General features: G+C 65.7%; 18 protein-coding genes and 1 tRNA gene. 7 read left to right on the top strand and 12 right to left on the bottom strand.

Annotated features, from left to right (window positions below):
- Positions 1–21 precede the first annotated feature (21 nt).
- On the bottom strand, positions 22–1752 hold the full coding sequence (locus DCM80_RS25370; protein ID WP_257194227.1) for a methyl-accepting chemotaxis protein: 1731 nt from the start codon (positions 1750–1752) through the stop codon (positions 22–24).
- Between the two features lie 168 nt (positions 1753–1920).
- Here DCM80_RS25370 and DCM80_RS25365 point away from each other — a divergent pair, with 168 nt between their 5' ends.
- On the top strand, positions 1921–3312 hold the full coding sequence (locus DCM80_RS25365; RefSeq protein WP_257198047.1) for a deoxyribodipyrimidine photo-lyase: 1392 nt from the start codon (positions 1921–1923) through the stop codon (positions 3310–3312).
- A 68-nt stretch (positions 3313–3380) separates the two neighbouring features.
- Positions 3381–3677 carry a histone gene (locus DCM80_RS25360; protein ID WP_257194226.1) on the top strand — a complete coding sequence of 99 codons (297 nt, stop codon included), beginning with the start codon at positions 3381–3383 and terminating at the stop codon, positions 3675–3677.
- 58 nt (positions 3678–3735) lie between these two features.
- Here DCM80_RS25360 and DCM80_RS25355 read toward each other — a convergent pair whose 3' ends face one another.
- Positions 3736–4608, bottom strand: coding sequence for a DMT family transporter (locus tag DCM80_RS25355; RefSeq protein WP_257194225.1), 873 nt, complete (start codon positions 4606–4608; stop codon positions 3736–3738).
- 97 nt (positions 4609–4705) lie between these two features.
- Positions 4706–5152: a hypothetical protein gene (locus tag DCM80_RS25350; RefSeq protein WP_028136960.1), complete on the bottom strand. Its 447-nt coding sequence runs from the start codon at positions 5150–5152 to the stop codon at positions 4706–4708.
- A gap of 291 nt (positions 5153–5443) precedes the next feature.
- Here DCM80_RS25350 and DCM80_RS25345 point away from each other — a divergent pair, with 291 nt between their 5' ends.
- Positions 5444–5707, top strand: a complete 264-nt coding sequence (locus DCM80_RS25345; protein ID WP_257180493.1) for a hypothetical protein — start codon at positions 5444–5446, stop codon at positions 5705–5707.
- 31 nt (positions 5708–5738) lie between these two features.
- Here DCM80_RS25345 and DCM80_RS25340 read toward each other — a convergent pair whose 3' ends face one another.
- A complete protein-coding gene (locus DCM80_RS25340) occupies positions 5739–6200 on the bottom strand; it encodes a host attachment protein (RefSeq protein WP_257194224.1) in 462 nt (153 codons plus the stop codon).
- A gap of 39 nt (positions 6201–6239) precedes the next feature.
- Entirely contained in the window at positions 6240–6833 is a 594-nt protein-coding gene (locus tag DCM80_RS25335; RefSeq protein WP_306594557.1) for a DUF3775 domain-containing protein, read from the bottom strand.
- Between the two features lie 54 nt (positions 6834–6887).
- Here DCM80_RS25335 and DCM80_RS25330 point away from each other — a divergent pair, with 54 nt between their 5' ends.
- Both DCM80_RS25330 and DCM80_RS25320 read left to right on the top strand, forming a co-directional pair.
- The gene (locus tag DCM80_RS25330; RefSeq protein WP_257194223.1) at positions 6888–7184 is read left to right on the top strand and encodes a hypothetical protein; all 297 of its coding nucleotides are present in this window, start codon (positions 6888–6890) and stop codon (positions 7182–7184) included.
- 449 nt (positions 7185–7633) lie between these two features.
- The gene (locus tag DCM80_RS25320) at positions 7634–8593 is read left to right on the top strand and encodes an AraC family transcriptional regulator (RefSeq protein WP_257198044.1); all 960 of its coding nucleotides are present in this window, start codon (positions 7634–7636) and stop codon (positions 8591–8593) included.
- An 85-nt stretch (positions 8594–8678) separates the two neighbouring features.
- Here DCM80_RS25320 and DCM80_RS25315 read toward each other — a convergent pair.
- The 3 genes from DCM80_RS25315 to DCM80_RS25305 all read right to left on the bottom strand — a co-directional run bounded on the left by DCM80_RS25315 (position 8679) and on the right by DCM80_RS25305 (position 10178).
- Positions 8679–8755 (bottom strand) — tRNA-Arg (locus DCM80_RS25315).
- A gap of 148 nt (positions 8756–8903) precedes the next feature.
- Positions 8904–9434, bottom strand: a complete 531-nt coding sequence (locus DCM80_RS25310) for a hypothetical protein (protein WP_257194222.1) — start codon at positions 9432–9434, stop codon at positions 8904–8906.
- A gap of 171 nt (positions 9435–9605) precedes the next feature.
- The gene (locus DCM80_RS25305; protein ID WP_257194221.1) at positions 9606–10178 is read right to left on the bottom strand and encodes a hypothetical protein; all 573 of its coding nucleotides are present in this window, start codon (positions 10176–10178) and stop codon (positions 9606–9608) included.
- 179 nt (positions 10179–10357) lie between these two features.
- Between DCM80_RS25305 and DCM80_RS25300 the strand changes: the two genes are divergently transcribed.
- Complete coding sequence (locus tag DCM80_RS25300; protein ID WP_257194220.1) at positions 10358–10741, top strand: VOC family protein; 384 nt, start codon at positions 10358–10360, stop codon at positions 10739–10741.
- Between the two features lie 306 nt (positions 10742–11047).
- The gene (locus DCM80_RS25295) at positions 11048–11401 is read left to right on the top strand and encodes a GrlR family regulatory protein (RefSeq protein WP_028136971.1); all 354 of its coding nucleotides are present in this window, start codon (positions 11048–11050) and stop codon (positions 11399–11401) included.
- Here DCM80_RS25295 and DCM80_RS25290 read toward each other — a convergent pair whose 3' ends face one another.
- From DCM80_RS25290 to DCM80_RS25275, 4 genes are all read right to left on the bottom strand, one after another.
- The gene (locus DCM80_RS25290; RefSeq protein ID WP_257194219.1) at positions 11402–14089 is read right to left on the bottom strand and encodes a PAS domain S-box protein; all 2688 of its coding nucleotides are present in this window, start codon (positions 14087–14089) and stop codon (positions 11402–11404) included. It lies immediately after the preceding gene.
- Between the two features lie 120 nt (positions 14090–14209).
- Entirely contained in the window at positions 14210–15124 is a 915-nt protein-coding gene (locus tag DCM80_RS25285) for a DMT family transporter (protein ID WP_257194218.1), read from the bottom strand.
- 78 nt (positions 15125–15202) lie between these two features.
- A complete protein-coding gene (locus DCM80_RS25280; protein ID WP_257194217.1) occupies positions 15203–16018 on the bottom strand; it encodes an NUDIX hydrolase in 816 nt (271 codons plus the stop codon).
- A gap of 4 nt (positions 16019–16022) precedes the next feature.
- Positions 16023–16976, bottom strand: a complete 954-nt coding sequence (locus DCM80_RS25275; RefSeq protein ID WP_257194216.1) for a dihydrodipicolinate synthase family protein — start codon at positions 16974–16976, stop codon at positions 16023–16025.
- Between the last annotated feature and the right edge of the window lie 88 nt (positions 16977–17064).

The raw sequence follows: 17064 nt of genomic DNA, 5'->3' as shown, positions 1-17064 counted from the left end.
CCCCGGGATGACAACGCTGGATCAGGCCGTCCGCACGCGGTCGAGGAAACCGTCGACCTCTGCCTTCAGATGCAGGCTCTCGCCGGACAGCGCCTGGGCCGAGGCAAACATCCGGCTCGAGGTCTCGCCGGTCTCGCTGGCGCCCTTGGCGGCGTGCCGGACGTTGACGGCGACCTCGGCCGTGCCAGAGACCGCCGCGCGGACGCTCGACACGATGTTCTGGGTCGCGCCCTTCTGTTGCTCGACCGCAGCCGAGATCGAGCCGGCGATCCCGCTGATGCGCTCGATGGTCTGGCTGATCGCCTTGATGGCGGCAACCGATTCCTCGGTCGCAAGCTGCATGCTCTCGATCTGGTTCGAGATCTCGTCGGTCGCCTTCGCGGTCTGACCGGCCAGCGTCTTGACCTCCTGAGCCACCACTGCAAAGCCGCGGCCGGCATCGCCGGCGCGCGCGGCCTCGATGGTGGCGTTCAACGCCAGGAGGTTGGTCTGCTCGGCGATCGAGGTGATCAGCTTGACGACGTCGCCAATGCGCGCACCGGCTTCCGAGAGCTGCGCGATGCGCTGGTCGGTGGCCTCGGCCTGCCGCACGGCCTCGGCGGAAATCTCGTTCGATTCCTGCACGCGCCGGGTGATCTCGGTGATCGACTGAGACAGCTCGTCGGAGGCCGAGGCCGCCGAACGCACGTGCTCGGAGGCATTGTCGGACGCGCCCGCGGACTGCGCCGACAGATCGGCGGTGGAGCGTGCGACGTCGGTCAGTTGTCGCGCCACGCGCTCGAACTCGCCCGACGATGTCAGCACCTTGTCGAGGATGCCGCCGACGCTGCCGCGGAACTCCTCGACGAAGTTGCGCAGGTCGGACTTGCGCTGCTCGGCCGCCGCCGCCGCGGCCGCCGCCTGCTCGCTGCGCATGCGCGCCCGCTCCAGCGAATTGCTCTTGAACACGGCGACCGTGCGGGCGATCTCGCCGATCTCGTCGGCACGGTCCTCGCATTCGATCGTGACGTCGCTCTGGCCGTTGGCAAGTGCGGTGAGCGAGTGCGTGACGGAGGTGAGCGGTCGGGTGACGCGGCGGACGACCAGCAGGGTCAGGCCCAGCACCAGAAGCGCGGCAAGTCCGGCGGCCGCAGCCATGCTCTCGATCGCGCGGGCCAGCATGCTCTCGTACTGGACCATGGGGATGCCGACATAGAGAATGCCGACGACCTTGCCGGCCGCGTTCGCGATGGGGAAATAGGCGGTCATGAAGGTCTTGCCGAACAGCGTGGCCGGCCCCTTATAGGCCTCGCCACGGCGCAACGGCGCCTGCCCCGGATGGTCGGCAGCAAGCTGGGTGCCGACGGCGCGGTCGCCGTTTTCCTTTTTCACGTTGGTGGAGCGGCGGACGAACTGCCCGCTCGCATCGTCGAACACGAACAGGGTCGCATTGCCGCCGACATAAGACACCGCGCGGTCGACGATGGCGTGATCCTTGATCTCGGGCATCGCCGGAATTTCGGCGCGCACCACCGTGCCGTCCCGCATCGTGATCTTTGCGGCCGGGACAATCTCGGTGAAGGCCAGCGCCAGCGTGCGCAGGTTGACCTCGATGTCGCGCAACGCGCGGTCATTGAAGGCGGAGGTCAGCGACCAATAGCCGGCGCCGACCACGAGTGCCGTGTTCACGGCGATCAGCAACACGGCGCACAGAACCGCCTTGGTGCCGAGCTTGAACTGCGGCAGGAACTTCCCAGTCGAAATCTTGGACATGAATGGAACTACCCCCGTAATCCCTGCATAATCGTGCAGTGGTATTACAGTCCCCTTAATGATGATTATACCGCCGCCCCCGGCATGCTTTCCAAATCGTAAACGAGGATTCCCCTGACCGAGCCGAGCGTGCCGCCCATCGTCGTCTGGTTTCGCGACGACCTTCGCCTGTCCGACCATCCTGCTCTGCACGCCGCTGCGAAGACCGGTGCGCCGGTGGTCTGCCTTTACGTGCTCGACGACGGCCTCGCCCGACCGCCCGGCGCCGCGACACGCTGGTGGCTGGCGCAGTCGCTGCGGGCGCTCGGCGCCGCAATCGCTGCGCGCGGCGGATCGCTCGTCCTGCGCAAGGGACCGGCGGCCCGGATCATTCCGGACGTGGCGCGCGAAAGCGGTGCCCGCGCCGTCTACTGGAATGGAATTGCGCAGGCGCCGCATCAGGCCGTCGAGAGCCGGCTCGCGGCGGCGCTGGCAAAGCTCGGTGTCGATTCGCAAAGCTTTCCCGGCGATCTCCTCGCCCCGCCCTCGGCCATCCGCACCAAGGAGGGCCGCGGCTTGCGCGTGTTCACGCCGTTCTGGCGGCGCGTGCTGTCGCTCGGCGTTCCGGCAAAGCCGCTGCCTGCTCCGAAACAGCTGCGCCCCGCGCCGATGATCGCCGGCGATGTGCTGGAGAGCTGGGCACTGGAACCAAGCAAGCCGGACTGGGCGAGCGGCCTGCGCGAAACATGGACCCCGGGCGAGGCCTCGGCCCGGACGCGCCTGCGCGACTTCCTCGAGCACGCCACGCGTGCCTATGTCGGCGATCGCGACCGTCCGGACCGGGACGGGACCTCACGGCTCTCGCCGCATTTGAGGTTCGGCGAACTCAGCCCGCGCCAGATCTGGCATGCGGCACGGTTCGCGGCGGACCAGGATTCGGCACTCCGGCCCGGCATCGAAAAATTCCTGAGCGAACTCGGCTGGCGCGAGTTCTGCCGTCACCTGCTCCACGATCACCCCGACCTCGCCACCGAAAACCTGCAAGCGAATTTCGACGGCTTTCCCTGGAAGCGCGACATCAAGGCGCTCGCCGCCTGGCAGCGCGGCCGCACCGGCTACCCGATCGTCGATGCCGGCCTGCGCCAGCTCTGGCGCACCGGCGTGATGCACAACCGGGTGCGGATGGTGGTGGCCTCCTTCCTGGTCAAGCACCTCTTGATCGACTGGCGCGAGGGCGAGGCCTGGTTCTGGGACACGCTGGTCGATGCGGACGCCGGCAGCAATCCCGCCAATTGGCAATGGGTCGCCGGCTGCGGCGCCGACGCCGCGCCGTATTTCCGCGTGTTCAATCCGCAGCTGCAGGGCGAGAAGTTCGATCCGGATGGAACCTATGTCCGGCACTGGGTGCCGGAGCTGAAACAGATGCCGGCCAAGCTGATCCACCGCCCCTGGCAGGCAACGCCGATCGAGCTTGCGGGCGCAGGCATCACGCTCGGCAAGACCTATCCGCACCCGATCGTCGATCATGCCAGTGGACGCGAACGCGCGCTCGCAGCCTACGCGAAGATCCGCAAAGGTTGAGCGCTGCTTTGACACAATTATGAAACGCGCTATCGTCGTCGCGCCATACAAACCGTGGGGGACACGATATGGACGACGACAAGCCGATCACCGAACAGGCGATGGAGACGATCACCAATGCCGTGGAGGCGACCAAGGACGCGGCAGTCACCGCCGTCAAGAAGGTCAGGAAAGCCGCCAAGAAGGTCGCGAAGAAAGTAGCGCCGAAGAAGGCTTCCAAGAAGAAGGCCGCGAAGAAGAGTTCGAAGAAGGCCGGCAAGAAGGCCGGCAAGAAATCCGCGAAGAAAGCGGCCAAGAAGACCGTGAAGAAGACCGCCAAGAAAACTGCAAAGACGAAGAAGAAGGCCAAGAAGGCGAAACGCTGATCGGCGCTCAGCGGGGTCTCCGGATGCGAGCGCCTCCGGAGACTCTTTCCTCTCTCCGCTAGAAGCGGCGGTTGACCACGAACACCGCAGCGGCGCACATCGCCATGCCGGCGATCGCCAGCGCATCGAGCTTCTCGCCGAACAGCAGGTAGGCCATCAGCGCAGTCACGGCCGGCACCAGATAGAACAGGCTCGCGACCGAGGTCGCCGCGGCGTGGCGGATCAGCCAGTAGAGCAGCCCGATCGATCCGATCGAGAGCGCCACAGCGAGCCAGGCCAGCGCGAGCATGAACTCCCGCGTCCAGTGCACCACCCGGTCCTCGAACAGGAAGGCGCCGATTGCGAAGAAGATGGTGACCGCGACATATTGCACGAGATTGCCGGCGCGCCAGTCGATCTGGTTGCAATAGCGGCGCTGATAGAGCGTGCCGAGCGTGATGCTGATCAGCGAGACCACCGAGGCGAGCCAGCCCAGCCCGGCGTCCCCGGTCATGGGACGGTTGTGCAGGATCATCACCACGCCGCCGAGGCCGAGCACCAGCCCGGCCCATTGCACCGGCGTCACCTTCTCGCCGAGCCAGCGGTTGGCGATGGTCGAGGTCAGGATCGGCTGAAGGCCAGGGATCAGCGCGGAGAGCCCGGCGGGAATCGAATGCGCGATCGCGATCGCGGTGCCGCCAAGATAAAAACCATGGACGAGAATGCCGGCGACCGCGCTATGCGCGATGCCGGTGCTGTCAGGCCATTTCGGCCGCGCGAGGCCGGCGATGATCGCCATCAGGCCGACCACGATGGCCATGCGGATGGCGAGATAGGTCAGGGGATCGGCGTTGTCGACGACGTATTTGGTGCCGATGAATCCGGTGCTCCAGAGCAGGACGAACAGGATCGGCGCGGCGCGGGCGGTCAGGGCTTCTTGATTATGGTTCATTGCCGCCCTCATTGCCCCAGCGGGGGCTATGCGGCAATGCGAATTTCGTTCGGACGATGCTGCGTTGCGACGAAAACGTGCGGCTCAGCGCAGCCGTTCACCATTCTTCCGGACAGGGGTCGACGATCTTCCAGAGCTCGACGCCGTTCTTGATCTTCTTCATGTCCGTCGTGAGCCCGCCGTTGCGGCGAATCCAGTCCTTCACAGTATTGGGATAGTAGGACATCAGGTCAGAGGTCCCCTCGGAGCTGGTGACCTTGATGCCGAAGGTGAAGGCCTTGTCGTAATAGGCCTGGTGGAAACCAAGGCTTGCGCGGGGCGTCACGCAGATCTTGTTCATCGGCACGATGCCGAGCACCAGCGTGCAGGCCGAATTGCAGATGCCGTCGATGATGACCCGCTCGCCCTTCTCGCGGACCCGCTTGTACTTGGCCTTGTATTCCTCGACATAGCCGCCGTGGTCGCGGGTGATATGCAGCTCGGCCCGCGCCGGCGTGGCGGCGGCGAGACAGAGCAACAGCAGGCTCAGGAGCGTGATGCGCATGGCGAGGTGACGGCGATGGCCTTCAGGAATGCACCGGCCTCGAAGGAGCCCCCAAAAGGCCGGCGACAGGATTCTTAACCGAATAGTTTTGGTCATACTTGTGTGGGGAATTCGTTAAGCATCCTGAGAAGGCCAAAAATGGGCAGGCCTGGCCGCCATCTCGGCAATTCTGTCACACCCACCCGGGAATCCGCGGGTTTATCCGGGATTTCCAGGCGCCGGACGGGTGCCCCGGCGGTCCGAAATGGCTATAGATGGCTGACCTATTCGCGCGGGTCCCGGAGAATCGAGATGAGCAAGTTGACGCTAGTCGCCGCGGTTGCGGCCCTGTCGGCCGCAATCCTAGCCCCTGGCCTGGCGGAGGCAGGGGGTCGTCACCGGCACCACCGCGCCTATGCCAACCCGCTGCCCTACCCGATCAGCTATCTGCACAATTACGGGCCCGGCATCACCCCCGGCACCTTCGCCTATTACGACGGCCCCTCGACCAACCACTGCTACCAGAGCGCGGCCGCCTATCTCGGCCAGGACCGCCGCCGGCACCCCTGCTACTGAGGGCACCGGCGCGGCCTGTTTCCGGGCGCGCCTATTTGGGCGTGCCCGACAGCAGCAATTGCTTCTCGATTTCGTAGACCGGCAGCTTGACGAGATCCTTGCCGACCTCGCCCTGAAGCGCCTTGCGCACAAGGTCCGAATAGTCGGCGCGGATCATGCCAAGCGCACGCGGTGAGGCGACCATGGTCAGGGCCGTGGTCTCGCCGGAGCTGACGGCGGCGTCGAGCCGGCCGGCCAGGCTTCGCAGGAAGGCGCGCTCGGCCTCGTCGTGCCAATCGGTCTGCTCGACCGAGCTACGGGCGCCGCCCGCAGCGGCATGCAATCGTCCCGGTGCGTCGCTGCCTTGTGCGCTGGTCGACGGGTTCGGCTGCTCGTGCACCTCCTTGGTGTGAAGGTTGGGAAACATCCCGTCGCCGAGGTTCTCCAGAATCAGAGCCTTGCGCCCGTCGCACACTACCAGCCAGTCGCCCTTGTCGATTCTCATTTTATCCATTGCAGCTCTCCTTGAAACTTGCCGACGCCGTATCCGGCATCAGAGATGTTCTTCGAATTCCTCGAACGACTTGCCGAATTGCGCCATCGCCTCCTCCAGATAGTCGGCCAGCATCGGCGTGCCGATCAGGTAGGACGCCGTGCGCTCGTTGTGCGCCAGCGCGGCCTGGGCATGCAATTCGCGCCAATTGGAGAGATCGCCGTCGCCGCGACCAAGCCAGGTCAGCGCCACCAGATCGATCTGCTCGTCGACATTGAGATCGCGGATAAAGCCCGCGAGCTCCGCACGGTCTGTGGTCCCGCCGCGCCCATTGCGGCCGTAGCTCATGTCATCGTCGCCCGAGTCCAGGATGACGCCACCTCCGGCCGCCTCGCTGTCGGACCGGCGCGATTTCGAGATGACGAAGAAGACTTTCTCCGGCGAGATCGACAGATTTGGAATGACTCGCATCCACTTCACCTTGCCCGGCAGTAGCCCCATGCCGCTGCCACCCAGCAACACTATGAGCCGAGGCAGGCTTGCGAATTGCGCAGGATCAAGGTCGGCACGGCATTGGCCATGCGGCCAGGGCCAGCCCGGCCGGGCGGATTTGCTGAAGGTCTGTTCATCAGCATTACATTTCGGCTCCGCCACAATTTGATCCGAACCCCTTCGATATCCTGTTGTTCGTAAGCGGAGGAAGACATCATGACTCGCAAGATTGGCCTGGTCGCCGCAAGCCTGTTCGGTGCCATACTCGGTGCCCTGGCGACATCGCCGACGGCGTCCGCCATGCCTATCGCACCCAAGCCTGCAACACCTGACGTCGCGGGCGTCGAGCAGGTGCGTATGGTCTGCGACGTCTGGGGGCGCTGCTGGTGGCGCCCGAACTACTATGGCTATTACGGGCCACGGCCGTATTACCGCCCTCGATATTATGGGCCGCCGCGCTATTACGGGCCACGCTATTACGGCCCGCGCTATTACGGTTATCGCCGCTGGTAACATGTGAAGGGGCCCTCCGGGGCCCCCTCGCTTTTGCGAGATCACATCTTGCGCCGTTGTCGCCAGCCCGGGGCGATAGCAAGACTGATCCAGATCAAAGATGAAATTGCCCACACCGTCATTCTATGGCGATGGCCGAGTTGATCGTCTTTCGATGCCCTGAGACGGGCATGAACGTGCAGACGCATCTAGAGAAGCAGGAGAGAACGGAGGGGCGAAGCTTTGCATCCTTTGCCTGCCCCGTCTGCCCGCGGCTGCACTTCGTCGACCTCGCTACCGGACGGCCGATGGGCCAGGAGCGTGGACCGTGACATTGATCCGATGGACATTATGGCATGATGTCCGCAATACTACGGCCTGAAATTCGATTTACTGGAACGCGATGTTTCGCCATTGATGGCGATGCATCGACGTCATTTGATTGTCACCTTTCGGCGGCGGCCAGACCCATGTTGTTCGACGCTCTCACTCCGTCCTCCGCGCTTCAGCTGATCGGCTTTGCCGACGTCGACGCGTTTCGACCGATCGAGTCGATGGAGGATGCCCGAAGCATTCCGCTCGACATCCCGAGCTTCGCCGCGGTCCGTGCCGTCGTCTCCCTTCCGGCCTGCCGCATCATCATGATGAGATCGTTCGCGCGCATCCTGGACACGGCCTATCGGATGCCGGGCGGGATGGTGATCCTGCCGATGACCGACGACCTTCAGGCCAACTTCAAGGGCCTGGATCTCGATGCGCGCTTCTTCATTGCGCTCCGCGGCAGCGATGAATGCCATTTCGTCGAGCCGCAGACCAATCATTATGCCATGATCATCTTCTCCCCCGAGTTGGAAGACCGGGGCTGGCTCGATCGCGCCGACGATCTGCGGGCCCGTGTCGCGAACCGGCCCGCCCTGCTCCACACGCGGCAGCTCCTGCTCGACATCCTGCGGACCGCCTCAGTGCAGCCGCTCCTGTTCGAAACCACTGAGGTTGCGCTCCATCTCCAGGAGGGCCTGTTGCTCGCGCTCGACGATCTGTTTCAGATTGATTCGATGTCGGACCTGAGCGCCTCGGTGCAGGCCGCGCGGGCGACCAAGCTCGTGCAGCGGATCGACGAGTACGTCGCGGCCCGTCCCACCGCGCCGATCTATACCGCCGATCTCGCCGGCGAGTTCGGCGTCTCGATCCGGACGCTCGGCGGGGCGGTGAGCAGGGTGCGGGGCATGAGCCTGCACCAGTACATCCGGCTCAAGAGGCTGTGGGCGACCCGCGCCCGCCTCCTCAGGGGCGGCGGCGCCACGGTCGCCACGTGTGCGCGCGCCCAGGGCTTCCATCATCTGGGTGAATTTGCCGCGGCCTACCGCGCGATCTTCCATGAGATGCCCTCCGACACGCTGGCGCGTGGACGGCAAAGCGGTGTCCGCTAGGGCTGACTGAGACCCAGCGAGCCCTTGCGACGGTGCGCGGCCCCTCAGCTCCGATTAGGGACAAATCTGGAACGCCAATGAGGCCTGGCGCGCTCGGAAGGATTCGAACCTCCGACCCTCGGAATCGAAATCCGATGCTCTATCCAGCTGAGCTACGAGCGCCTGGGCCCGATCGGGCCAGAACCGGGGAACACCGCACCGCGGCTGGCGAGCCAGCGCTCCGATGGGCGTTCGGATGGATTGGAATTAGCAGAGAGACTGACCAATAAAAAGCCCTCCCCGCCTCGTTTCGAAGCGGGGCGTAGCGTTCTTACCAGGTGTTGCCGAAGAAGCCGAATTGCGGGCGCTGCGCGACCATCATCGGCCGGTCTTGCTGTTGCGGCGCCGAATACGCCCTGGCGGTCTTGCGCTTCGGCGGCTGCGCCTGAGGCGCCTGAGCAGGCTGGGCTTGCGCTTGAACCTGCGGCTTGGCATCCGCCTTGGTCGCTGCGGCGGAGCCCGCCTTCGGTGCTCCCGGCGTGAACTGGGCGAACGTCTCGCGCACCCGCGCCTTGGCCGACATCTCGGCAAGCGCGGCCGACGTGCCGTCCTGCACCGGCGGCTGAGGCGCAACGACAGCGGCGGTTTTCACCGCAGGCGGCACGATCGTGGGCTGGGTGGTGTCGAGCACGACACGCTCGGGCAGGTGGCGGTTGGAGCGAATCCGGATCAGCGGCTGGTCATTGCTTACGGTGGTGGCGACGGCCTGCGCGACCGGCTGCGATGGCAGAACGAAGTCCACTGCGAGCAGCAGTGCGAGCAAAGCTCCACCGACGAAGACGAAATATCGAAAGATTGGCATTGGCCGCGCTCCGCCCCCCGCATCCCCGCGTGGGCTCTCCGCCTCAACAGGCGATCTCTCAATTGGTTCCTGGCCCAGCCGTTCGGTTCAAATGGCGACGCGAGGTTTTTTGGCCAAGGGGTCGCGGAATGCCGCGGAGGGTAACTTTTCCGCTACCGGAACATGCGACCTTTATGCGCGGCGTGCCGCAACCAACGAGCACTTCGCCTGATCGGCATTCACGTTGACGAAGCCGACGGCAATCCGCGCGAAGGTCTTGCGGCTCTTCATGCCGACAGGGTCGGCCAGCACGCGACTGCGATCGGTGAGATGGCTGCCATCACGCCGCGCGAAGGCGCAGACGATCTCGACATCCTTTACGGCATAGTCATTGTCGTTTCGCAGCGTGAACGTCACCAGGGCTTTCGAGCCGAGGCCGCCGCGACGCCAGGTCTGCGAGGAAATCCTGAGACGACCAAGGTCCGCCATGGCCGGGACCTGAGCTTCGGAAGCCAGCGACGCCGACGCGGCCGGATCGCCCGACGGAGCCGTCTCGACGGCTGCCACCTCCGACTTGACCTGCTCGGCGCTATTGCCTTTGGACAACGGCAGCAGCATCCAGACGCCGCAGCCGACGATGATGGCGGCCAGCATCCACAGAAGGCTGCGGCCGAATGAGACGCTCGTGATCGTGACGGCCCGCGCCAGTCGCTCGCCGGTCCCGGCAAAGCGCCCCAATCCGATCCGGTCGAGCCTGGCGTTCATTTGCTTCACCGATCGCAGCCGAAGCCGTCGGACGACGGAATGGGCCACTGCTTACCTTAATCCGGAAGACGACTTAAGGTTCCCGCCCGCTTGCGAATCCGGCAAGGACGGTGGCGATCGCCGACCACGGCCGCTAACATGCACTGCAACATCGCGAAGCAGCATCGGGAGACATCGAAATGCCAGTCGTCACTTGGGATCACGTCCACCTGCGCAGCTCCGATCCGGAGGCGACCGCAGCCTGGCTGCGGGACATCCTCGGTGGCGAGATCGTCCACGCGCCGGGACGGATCGACGTGAACCTTGGCGGCGCCAGGATCTTCATCGCGCCGCTCGAGGGCGACGGTGCGGTCAACCCGCCGCCTCCGCACCCGCATCAGGGCCTCGACCATTTCGGGCTGACGGTGAAGGACATCGATGCCGTCGCGGCCGAGATCAAGGCCAAGGGCGTCACCTTCACGCGCGAGCCGACCACGATCCGGCCCGGGGTGCGCGTTTGCTTCATCCGCGGCCCTGAAGGCATCTCCATCGAGCTGCTCGAGCGGGACACAAAATATGCCTGACACCGCGCCTGCCGCGTCGACTCACCGGGCAACATGCAGCCAACGCGGCTAAAAGCATGATCGGGATAATTGCGCAGCGGTTTTCCGAATAGATCTTGCGGGCCAACTCTGATTCGCAACGACCGGCCCCGCCGCATCATCAGGCCGTCATGACGGCGTCACGCACGCGTCGGCACGATCGCGGCTCACGGCGGCAACCTTCCGCGGCCGGCCGGCAAACTGCCGCGTTGCGCGGGGCGAGACGCTTTGGCATAAATGCCGGACCGGTTACGCCATTGGGCGATGGCGGCCGGCCCGTGGGACGTTATGAAGAACGGCCTTTATTCGATTCACGTCACCCTGCTCGATGGTCGAGCCGGCAAGGGTAGCGGCGTGATCCTTTTTCGCGACGGCAAGATTCTTGGCGGCGATGCCTACCTCTATTACACCGGCAGCTACGTGGTGAAGGACGACACCACCTTCAAAGGCGAGGTGCTGGTGCAGCGGCACACCTCGCCGCGGGGTGACGACAATCCGCTGTTCGGCGGCCCAGCCCCGGTCGGCATCGGTGTCAGCGGTACCTACACCGACACGCGCGCGGAGATGACGGGCACGGCGCTGGTCGGCAAGGCCAGCCTGATTTTCGGCGCCACCCTGCACAAGCTCGCCGACGTCGATTAGCTATTCGGCCGCCTGCTCCAGCGGCGCCACCCGCGGCAAGATCATCTGGATGCGCGTGCCGCCGCCCGGCTCGGAATCGAGATCGAGCCGCCCGCCGAGCCGGTTAGTGACGATGCTGTAGACGATGTGCAATCCGAGGCCGGTGCCGCCCTGGTCGCGCCGCGTCGTGAAGAACGGATCGAAGGCGCGGCGGCGAACGTCGAGCGACATGCCGCAGCCATTGTCGGAGAAGATGATCTCGACATTGTCCTTGCCGGACTCCCGCACCTGGATGTCGATCGTTCCCGGCCGGCCGTCCGGGAAGGCGTGCGCCACCGAGTTGAGGAACAGATTGGTCAGCACCTGGCCATAGGGGCCCGGATAGCTGTTCATGGCGAGATCGGGCTGGCACTCGACATTGAGCGTCAGATTGTGCTTGCGCAGGCCTGGTCGCAGGCTCATCACCACCTGCTCGGTGAGGTCGCCGAGATCGAACGTGCGCTGGTCCGAATAGTTGCGGTCGGCGGCGACCTGCTTGAACGACTGGATCAGCTCGGCGGCGCGGTTGAGATTGGAGACGAGCTGCGAGGACGCGTCGCGGCTGGTGCTGAGGAAATCGTTGAGCGTGGAGCGGCGGAGCTCGCCGCGCTCGACCTCGGCGGTGAACATCGCGGTCTTACGCTCCAGCGCGGAGGCGACGGTGAGACTGATGCCGACGGGATTGTTGACCTCGTGGGCGACGCCGGCAACGAGGCGCCCGAGCGCGGCGAGCTTCTCGGCCTCGATCAGCGAGGCCTGCGTCTCGCGCAGATTGCGCAGCGCCGTCTCGGCGGCTTCCTTGGCCTTGCGCATCTCCTGCTCGCCGCGCTTGCGCTCGCCGATGTCGAGCGCGACCGTGACGATGCGCTCGATCTCGCCCTCGGCATCGAGCAGCGGCAGCTTGTTGACGAGCCATTGCCGCATGTTGCCGGAGACGTCCTTGTACTCCTCCTCGTAGAAGCCGAGTCCCTTCCGCAGCGCCAGCACGCGCTTGTCGTTCTCGTCGGTCTTGGCTGCGCCATAGCGCGACATCAGGTCCGCCGTGGTGCGGCCGAGCGCGTCGCCGGGCTCGATGCCGAAGATGCCGGCCATGTAGCGGTTCATCAGCACATAGCGCAGGTCGCGGTCCTTGACATTGATCACCGCCGGAACGGTGTCGATGACCTGCTGGAGCAGGCGCCGGCCTTCGGCAATGGCGTCTTCCGCCCGCTTCTGGTCGGTGATGTCGCGCAGTGTGCCCTCGTAGCGGACGATGTTGCCCGCCTCGTCCCGCACGCCGGTGGCGCTGTCGGAAAGCCACAGGATGTCGCCGCTGCGCTGGCGCACCTGATACTCGAATTCGCGCACCATGCCGTCACGCGCCATCAGCCGCTGGTATTCGGCGCGTGCCTCGGGATGGACGTAGATCGTGTGGGCGATGTCGTTGATGCTGGCGATGAGATGCTGCGGGCTGTCGTAGCCCATCATCCGCGCCAGCGCCGGATTGGCGTTGAGGAGCTCGCCGGCCGGCGTCGTCACGTAGATGCCGTCGATCGAGCCCTCGAACAGCTTCCGGTAGCTCTCTTCGGCGAGGCGCTGCTCGGTGAGCGCGTGCACCGCCGCCTCACGTGCCGTGTCGGCCTCCTCCAGCGCGCGGCGGAAGACTTCGGCGGCCCGCGCGATGTCGCCGATCTCGTTGTCGAGGTCGGCCGACGGGATCGAGGTGTCTTTCCGGCCCGCGGCAAGCGCGCGGATGGAGCGTGCGATCTGAGCGAGCGGACGAACCGTCCGGCGTACCACGAAGCCGGCCGCGAGAATGCCGATCAGAACGCCGATGCTGCCGAGCACGATGCTCTGCCATCGCGCCTCCGTCAGCGTGCGGGCAAAGTCGCGCGACAGCACATGGCCACGCCGGTCGCTGACTTCGCGCAGCAATTCGGTGACGCGGCCGATCAGCCGCCCCTCGGTTCCCAGCACCTCGCGGTCGATATCGGCGATCTGCCGCTCGCGGACGGCCACGGCCATGATGGCCTCGGCATAGTCGTTCACCGCGTCCTTCAGCCTGGCGTCGCCGATGTCCAGTGCCCGCATGTTCTGGGCGGCCTGCTCCGCGGCGGACGGGTTGCGCGCCAGCAGCCCGAGCGCGATGCGGCTCTGGGTCTCCGACAGGCGCGAGGCCAGCTCCCGGTCGGCGGTGCCGGAGACGGCCGCGTCGAACCGTTCGCGCAACGGCGGCAGGCCGGCGAGCAGCTGGGCGCGGCGGTCGATCAGGGTCGATATCCGCTCGAGGCCGGTCCGATAGGTCGCGAGGCGCTCGGTGACCCCGTCGATCATGTCCTGCTGCTCGGGCGCGAGCTCGATACGGGTCTTTTTCAGGATGTCGCTGAGCGTCGAGGCCGCCTCGCCCACCTGCTGGAACTGGATGCCGGCGCCGGGATCGGTGACGAAGTCGCGCGCGGCGAGCCGCAGCTCGTTCATGCGGCGGTCGATGTCCTCGGCAAGGTCGCCGACGCTCTGGAGCCGCTGCAGCTCGGCGAAGGTCGTGTCGATGTGCCGGATCGCGATCACGCTCGCGGTCGAGGTGACGATGATCACCGCCAGCACCAACAGAAAGCTGCCGAAGGTGAGCTGGCCGATGGAGAGCGAGAAGGTTCGCTTTTTCTCAGGGATCGGCGTCAATTCGGCGGACATGGGGGTGATGAGAGGACCGAGCTATTGGAGGCCCAATATACGACGTATTGCCGCCCGGGGGGAACATGCCTCCGGAGGCCGATTATGCTTAATATCGCGGTCCCGGAGCCCCTTGCCGCCCTATGACGGTTTGATGCGCGCAAGCCGCCGGGCCGGGATCGTCATGGCGGCGACGCCGAGGACGACGCAGGCCAGCCCAACCCAGGCGGTCCGGCTCAGGCTCTCGCCGAGGAAGGCGACACTGATGGCAACGCCAATGGGCACACGGAGATAGGCCTGCGCGGTGGTGCCGACGGAGCCCAGGGTCTGGATCAGGCGGAAGTAGATCGCAAACGCCGCGGCCGTCGAGAACACGGCGAGCGCAAGCAACGCCAGCACTGAGCTCAGCGACGGCGACAGCGTCCAGGGCTGCTCGACCACGAGCGAGGCCGGGATCAGGACGGCGGCCCCGGCCAGCAGCGAGCCGGCAGCCGGCGCCATCGGATCGAGGCGCCCAAAGCTGCGGCCGAAGATCGCGGCGCAAGCGTAGCAGATGGTGGCGGCGACGATGGCGGCCTCTGCGAGGAGGCCGCCGCCGACGTCGTGGAAGGCATCGACGCCGACGATCAGCAGGATGCCGGCCATCCCCGCCACCACGCCGAACAGTTTCCGCGGAGGCGTCGCCTCGTGGCGGGTGACGACGGCCGTGAGCAGGAAGGTGAAGATCGGCCCAGCCGAGTTGAGGATGGTGGCGAGGGCGGCATCGACATGGCGCTCGCCCCAGGCGATCAGCGTCCAGGGGACGACGCTGTTGAGCACGGCCTGGAAGGCGAAGCGCCGCCAGGTCGCGGCGTCGCAGGGCATCCTGATGCCACGTGCCGCCATGACGCCGAGCAGCAGGAGGCCGGCGATCGCGGTTCGCGCCGCGATCAGCGTGATCGGCGGAATGGTGGCAACGCCCAGCTTGATGAACGTGTAGGAGCCGCCCCACAGCGTTGCCAGCGCGGCCAGCAGCACCAGCTCAGCGGCGATGTTGGTGTCCTGCCTGATATTCATCGCCTGGCTCCGTCCGTCATGATGAACGGAACCTAGCGCGACCGCGGCCCTCAATACTTCGTCAGGCGTCGAAGTATCTTAACCCTGCGCCCCGACCTCGAACACCTCGCCGTCATAGCCGGCCTCGCGGGGAATGCGGAGCTGGCGGCCGGTGTCGGTCTTGGTCATGACCGGCATCACCGTGACGATCGACAAGTCGCGGGCGTGCTCCATCGCGGCCTGCACCGTCGGCTGCTTCGCCAGCCGGATCAGATTGCGCGTGGTCGGGAACGGCAGCTTGAAGCGGCCGTTCTCGCCGCCCTCCACCGCCTCGCGCGGCGAGACCCAGATCGAATCCGTCGATTCCCGGCCGTCATGGGCGCCGAGCTGGTCCGGTGGAGCGGCCGCGAGGAAGAACCAGGTGTCGAAGCGCTTGGGCATGCCCTCCGGCGTGATCCAATGCGCGTAAGGCACCAGCGTGTCGAGCGCGAGCTGGAGGTTGTTATCGGCTAGGATGTTCAGGAAGCTGACCTTGTGCTCGTTGAGCGCAACGCGATGCTTGTCGGCGATCTCGCCGGCACGCCCGGCGTCGATCGGGGCGCCCGTGTCCCTCGACCGCGCCAGCAGAATGCCGCTCTCCTCGAAGGTCTCGCGGATCGCGGCGATCCGGAAGCCCCGGTCGATTTCGCTGAGACCTTCGCCGCCCGAATACAGATCGGTGCAGGCCACGATCTCCTTGTCGCCGGCATCGACGCTTCCGCCGGGAAACACCAGCGCGCCCGAGTTGAACTCGATCTGATGATGGCGGACCATCATGAAGATCTCGACTTCGCCGCGGCCCTGGCCGTCGGCCTTAACTCCATCACGGAGCAGAAGAATCGTCGAGGCCGGGCGTGATGCTGATGTCTCGGCCATGCAACTAACCCGCGGCGCTGGATTGCGGGCCGAGATTGGCGCGCTTGTCGAAGCGGGCCACGCGCGACAGCAGGTAATCAACCTCGGCCTTCGCCGTCGCCGTCATGGTCGCGCCGGGCTTGCGCTGTGCGCTGGAGGCGATGATGCCGCGCTTCTGCAGCACGTATTTGCGCACGGTCAGGCCGACGCCAGGCTGTTGCTCGTAGCGGATCAGCGGCAGATGGGCGTTGAAGATGTCATGCGCGGCATCGCGCTTGCCGGCCTTGGAGAGGTTGACGACGTCGATCAGGAGCTCCGGGAAGGCGTAGCCGGTCATGGCGCCGTCGGCGCCGCGCTCCATCTCGAAGTCCAGGAAGGTGCCGCCATTGCCGCACAGGATCGACAGCGGCCGGAGCGAGCCGTCCTTCTGGAAGCCGCGCAGCGTCGAGATCTTCTCCAGGCCCGGCCAATCCTCGTGCTTGAGCATCACGCAGTTCGGATTGTCCATGACGATCTTGCGGATCACGGACGGTGTGAACACCACCTGCAAGGTGAGCGGATAATCTTGGAGCACCCAGGGCACGTCGGGGCCGATCGCCTCGGCCGCCTGCTTGAAGTAACCGATGATCTGGTCATCGGTGCGCAAGCTCGGAGGCGGCGCGATCATCACGCCGGCGGCGCCTGCGTCCATCGAGGCCTTGGCCAGCGAGCGCATGGTGGCAAAGCCCGGTGCGGAGACGCCGACGATCACCTGCATCTTCTTGGCGCGCTTGACGTAGCGCACCGCCACCTGCTCGGCCTCGGCGGCATCGAGCTTCGGGGCCTCGCCGAGGATGCCCAGCACCGTGACGCCGTCGCAGCCGACCTCCTCGTAGAAGTCGGTCAAGCGGTCGATCGAGCGCTCGTCGATGCGGCCGTCGTCGTGGAACGGCGTCGGCGCGATTGCGAAAGTGCCCTTGGCGTCGGCGGTGAGTTTCATCAGTCTCGTCTTTCTCTGTTCGTCATTCCGGAATGGCCCGAAGGGACAGGCCCGGAATCCATAACCGCAAGTCGGGGTTATGGATTCC

This window comes from Bradyrhizobium sp. WBOS08, from assembly GCF_024585125.1.
Taxonomy (GTDB): domain Bacteria; phylum Pseudomonadota; class Alphaproteobacteria; order Rhizobiales; family Xanthobacteraceae; genus Bradyrhizobium; species Bradyrhizobium japonicum_B.
The sequence above is the reverse complement of the archived record's forward strand: the minus strand, read 5'-3'. Positions and strand labels throughout refer to the sequence as shown.